Below are 5,162 nucleotides of genomic sequence, written 5' to 3'. Positions count from 1 at the left end.
GCACAAGCTGCGAGGTTAGTAGTCAGAAATACGTGTGAGATAGCTTCCTGATCGGCTGTCGTAGCAGCAGCCAGTTGTGAACCGGGATTAAATCCGAACCATCCGAACCATAGAATAAATACTCCGAGGGCAGCAATGGTCAAGTTGTGTCCGGGTATTGCTTTTGACTTACCGTCTTTTCCATATTTACCGATACGAGGACCCAGAATGGCGGCACCTACTAATGAAATCCAACCTCCGACAGAGTGGACAATGGTAGAACCCGCGAAATCATGGAAGGTAGTTCCGAAAAGATTCATCATGAAAGAACCTTCCTCACCGTTCATCAGCCAACCGCCTCCCCATGTCCAGTGACCTGATACTGGATAAATTAATACACTGATAAAAATGGTGTAAACTAAATACATGGAAAACTTTGTACGTTCTGCCATTGCTCCTGATACAATGGTAGCAGCAGTTGCACAGAATACGGTTTGGAAAATCAGGAAACCTTCTCTAGGTAATTGGGAATCCAAAAAGGAAAGATCGAAGAAGTGAGGCATACCAATGAATCCGCCTACTCCAAACATTAGCCCAAATCCGATGAACCAATACAAAAGGGAACCGAACATGAAGTCTACAAAGTTCTTCATTAAGATGTTGGCTGTGTTTTTTGTACGGGTGAATCCCGCTTCCACAAGAGCGAATCCCGGTTGCATGAAAAATACAAGCATTGCGGCTAACAACATCCATACAGTATTCAGTCCTGTTGCTAATTCTGTGATATTATCGGCTGCTGTTTCCGTAGTAGGGGAGGCTACTATGGTCTCTGTAACCGTTTCTATTACTTCTGTACTTGTGTGGGCGATACTGTCTTGTGCGAAAGTTTCTGTTGTGAAGCTCAGTGCAAAAAGCATAGCACTGGCTATACACAGCTTTATAAGGCTGCGTTTTTTATATGTATCCATAATGTAATATCTTTAGATTTGTAATACCTATTTGTTGTAATCAGAGGTACTCCGATCCTTATTGTTTATCCTGAAATTAACGTTCCTGTTCGGCATTATAAAGAGCGATATCACCTCTTTCTGCAGTCCGGATACGGATGGCATCTTCTATAGGGATAACGAAGATTCGTCCGTCACCAATTTCTCCGGTTTGTGCAGCCTTGATGATCGCCTGTACGGTCTTTTCTGCATTTTTATCACGTACTACAATAGAAATCAAAATACGTTCGATGCTACTAGTATCATACACTACGCCGCGGTAGATACGTCCTTGTCTTGCTTTTCCAATACCTCTCACATCATAGTATGAGAACCATTCGATATCCGCTTCAAGAAGAGCTTCTTTCACGTCTTCAAATTTTGTTTTGCGGATAATTGCTTCAATCTTTTTCATACACCTTACTTGTTAGTGTGACTTATTCTTTTTTATTCTCTTAAAAACTTAGCCCGAATGTGAAATAGGCTCCCTCGGTACGGGGATTTACTGTTACTTTGGCAAAGGCAGGAAGGGTGAACGAGCTAGATACCTTGATGTCTTTTGCCGCACTGAGACTGACATCGGAAACACAGAAACCACTGGTGTAACCGTTATAGAAAGTCGTTTCCCAAGGTACCATACCTAAATCCACATTCCATTCAAGTCCTCCGAAAGTTAATGGAACACTGACTGCCAGATAGGAAGAATAAGCTCTTTTCCCATTTTCTTTGATGCCATCGTTTCCTGCAAAGTTGGTATACCAATTTACAGCCAAAGGACCGAAATCATAGCCAACCTGTGCTTCGAATACATGTGCTGTAGAATAAGTTCCGTAATGAAAATATTCCCCGGAGGTAGGCATTCCTGTTTTAAAGTTGTCACCTTGATTAAACCAATAGTCGGTTACTGAGAAACTAAAACCTCCGGTCGAATATCCAAGAGTTAAATCCAGTTCTTTCGTATCGGATGACTCAATACCGACCGATCCCCAGGCTCCCAGTGAGAAGCCTTTGTAGGTGACTCCTAAAGAAGGCTGTATGCTAACTCCGCCTAAATTCTGACCGCGCCAGATATAACCACTAACCAAATCTGCTCCTACGGAAGCTTTCAATTTGTTCTGTGCCATCATTCCGGATGACGGGACAAGAGTTACAAGTATAGCCAATGCTATTACTTTCAATTTTTTGTTCATCGTCGTTTTCATTGTCTTTTTACCTTTAATAGTTAGAAAAATGTGGATGTACGGTCCATATGTTATATAGTAGCGCGCAAAATACTATCTAAAGCCAGTTCTTGATTCTTCTCATTGCTTCTATGCAATCATTGCGATCCCCGAATGCTGTTAAGCGAATATAGCCTTCTCCACAGGGACCGAACCCTACACCGGGAGTAACGACTACATTGGCTTCATACAACATTTGTTCGAAGAATCGCCAAGAAGATATTCCGTTGGGCGTTTTTACCCATAAATAAGGAGCATTTACTCCTCCATACACTTTCAGACCTGTTGCTTCCAGTCCTTTTTTCATGATTTTAGCATTGGTCATGTAGTAATGTATGGTTTCTTTCACCTGTTCTTTCCCTTCTGTGCTGTAGACTGCTTCTGCAGCACGCTGGGTGATATAAGAAGTCCCGTTGAATTTAGTGCATTGGCGTCGGTTCCATAATCTGTTGAGTGGAATGCGATTACCTTCTAAAGTAGCTGCCGTCAGTTCTTTCGGTACAACTGTATATCCGCAACGTACTCCCGTGAAACTTGCTGTTTTTGAGAAACTACGGAATTCGATGGCACATTTCCTGGCTCCTTTGATTTCATAAATGGAATGAGGTACATCTTCATCTTGAATATAAGCTTCATAAGCGGCGTCAAATAAAATCAGCGTATCGTTCGCCAAAGCATAATCCACCCATTTCTTTAATTCCGGTTTGGTCAATGTAGTCCCAGTGGGATTATTCGGATAACAGAGATAAACGATGTCTATCCTTTTATCCGGGATTTCCGGAATAAAATTGTTTTCGCTTGTACAAGGCATATAAGTAACATTACTCCATTTGCCTGTCTCTTCTTCTAATATTCCGGCACGTCCACACATCACGTTACTATCAATATATACCGGATAAATAGGATCTGTTACTCCCACGCTGTTGTCATGACGAAGAATATCACCAATATTGCCAGTATCGCTTTTCGCCCCGTCATTAATGAATATTTCTGATGTAGAGAAATGAATACCTCGTGGTGTGAAATCATTTTTTATAATTGCTTCAATTAGAAATTCATAACCCTGCTCAGGACCATATCCACGAAAGGTTTCTTTATTAGCCAACTCATCAACTGCCTTGTGCATGGCTTCAATACAAGCTTTCGGAAGCGGCTGGGTGACATCACCGATACCTAAGCGGATGATGTCCTGCTTAGGGTGCGTTATCCTGAATGTATTAACCTTTTTCGCTATATCCGAAAATAAATAACTTCCGGGTAGTTTTAAAAAATGTTCGTTTACTAGTGCCATATTGTTATTGTTTTAAGTTTCTTCAATTTATTGTTGTTATGTCTCCAATGTCAATCCTCTATTTCTCCATCAAAAACCTTAGTGGCAGGTCCGGTCATCAATATGTGTCCCGAAATTTCTTCCCATTCGATAGTGACGGTTCCCCCGTCCATTATGATTTCACATTTTCTTCCGGTTAGTTTGTTCTCAATAGCTGCTACTGCTGTGGCGCAGGCACCGGTTCCGCAGGCTTGGGTAATGCCAGATCCTCTTTCCCACACTCTCATCCGTATTTTATCTTTGTCAATAATTTGTGCAAACTCTACATTGGTCCTGTCCGGAAAAAGAGGATGACACTCTAATTCGGGTCCTGTCTCCAATAGATTGATTGAAGTAATATCTTCTACAAATGTCACTAAATGAGGATTTCCCATTGATATCCGAGTAGATTGCATAGAGTATTTTCCTTCTAACCGGATTCTTTCTATCTCTAACGGAGTACCCATATCTATGGTGACTGATGTTACTTTACCGTTTTCGATATGCAGTTTCAGAACTTTAATGCCCGCTAGCGTTTCAAGAGTGATTTCAGTCTGACGGGTGAGACCATATTCATATACATATTTGCCTACGCAACGACTTCCATTACCACACATCATCGCTTCCGAGCCGTCTGCGTTGAATATGCGCATACTGAAATCTGCTATTTCTGAAGTTCCAATCAATATAAGCCCGTCACTGCCGATTCCCGTATGATATTTACTCCATTCGATTGCTTTCCTTTCGGGAGCCACTATCGGATACTTGGTAACATCTACATATATATAATCATTACCGGCTCCATGCATTTTAGTAAATCTTGTTTTATTTATCATTTTGCTTTTTAATGATTGATTGTTCTTTCTTTTTGTTTTATTGCAATGCAAAGATATGACTTTTTGATTTATGTTTTTATTAAAAGTGTGTCTAATCTCTATTTGTTTTTATCTAACTTTCATTTGTTGTAAATATAGGCATGAATAGTATTAAATTATAATTGTATAGATGTGAATAATGATATATTGTTATTTGTAGGGAGAATACTGCATATCTTTTCATTGAATATGAAGAATAAATAGAGTAAAATAGACTTTGTTTTTGAAGAACTTTTTCTGCTGATCTGTTGTTTTAATCACTACTTATAATTAATAGATAATAGAGATGGACATAAAGAAGCAATTAGAAATAGAGGCAAAAGGTGACCATTTGGTTCTAGTCGTTTTTTATGCAGACTGGACTCCTCATTATGAATGGATCGGTCCGATACTGCGAACGTATGAAAAAAGAGTAGTTGATTTGATAAAAGTGAATACAGAAGAGAATCAAGATATAGCTGACTTACATAATATAGGGACAGTTCCGGCTTTTATTCTGTTACATGGGGGACATGAACTTTGGAGACAGGTAGGTGAACTGACTGTAAATGAGTTGAAAGAGGTATTGGATGATTTTAGGTAAATAGAAAGGGGTAAAAAGATTGCAAAGCCTTCATTCCTGAGTCTGCAATTCAGGAATGAAGGCTTATGCTTAGTAGGGATATTATTATTTAATTAGCTCTTGCAAAACAACAGGTTCATTCGTTGTGATGAAATCTGCCTTTTGGTCTATGAGCCATTTCATATCTTCTTCTTTATCAATGGTCCATGAATTGACTTTCATCCCCAGATC

The 5,162-nt window shown here is 39.8% G+C and carries 6 protein-coding genes and 1 pseudogene; 1 reads left to right on the top strand and 6 read right to left on the bottom strand.

Annotation, left to right across the window (positions count from 1 at the left end; all coding sequences use genetic code 11):
- The 5 genes from PHO71_RS25175 to dapF all read right to left on the bottom strand — a co-directional run.
- On the bottom strand, positions 1 to 947 hold a 947-nt coding region (locus tag PHO71_RS25175), incomplete at its 3' end, for an ammonium transporter (RefSeq protein ID WP_300208935.1).
- 76 nt (positions 948 to 1,023) lie between these two features.
- A complete protein-coding gene (locus PHO71_RS25170; RefSeq protein ID WP_077153904.1) occupies positions 1,024 to 1,380 on the bottom strand; it encodes a P-II family nitrogen regulator in 357 nt (118 codons plus the stop codon).
- A 40-nt stretch (positions 1,381 to 1,420) separates the two neighbouring features.
- On the bottom strand, positions 1,421 to 2,167 hold the full coding sequence (locus PHO71_RS25165; RefSeq protein ID WP_300208934.1) for a hypothetical protein: 747 nt from the start codon (positions 2,165 to 2,167) through the stop codon (positions 1,421 to 1,423).
- A gap of 76 nt (positions 2,168 to 2,243) precedes the next feature.
- Positions 2,244 to 3,476 (bottom strand): LL-diaminopimelate aminotransferase, encoded by a 1,233-nt coding sequence (locus PHO71_RS25160; protein ID WP_300208933.1) that lies wholly within the window; start codon positions 3,474 to 3,476, stop codon positions 2,244 to 2,246.
- A 50-nt stretch (positions 3,477 to 3,526) separates the two neighbouring features.
- Positions 3,527 to 4,330, bottom strand: coding sequence for a diaminopimelate epimerase (dapF, locus tag PHO71_RS25155; RefSeq protein ID WP_300208932.1), 804 nt, complete (start codon positions 4,328 to 4,330; stop codon positions 3,527 to 3,529).
- A 325-nt stretch (positions 4,331 to 4,655) separates the two neighbouring features.
- Between dapF and PHO71_RS25150 the strand changes: the two genes are divergently transcribed.
- Positions 4,656 to 4,952, top strand: a complete 297-nt coding sequence (locus tag PHO71_RS25150) for a co-chaperone YbbN (RefSeq protein ID WP_300208931.1) — start codon at positions 4,656 to 4,658, stop codon at positions 4,950 to 4,952.
- 84 nt (positions 4,953 to 5,036) lie between these two features.
- Here PHO71_RS25150 and PHO71_RS25145 read toward each other — a convergent pair.
- Positions 5,037 to 5,162 (bottom strand): annotated as a pseudogene (locus tag PHO71_RS25145) (glycerophosphodiester phosphodiesterase); the annotation flags it as partial.

It is taken from the genome of Bacteroides sp., assembly GCF_028690125.1.
Lineage (GTDB): Bacteria > Bacteroidota > Bacteroidia > Bacteroidales > Bacteroidaceae > Bacteroides.
The sequence above is the reverse complement of the archived record's forward strand: the minus strand, read 5'-3'. Positions and strand labels throughout refer to the sequence as shown.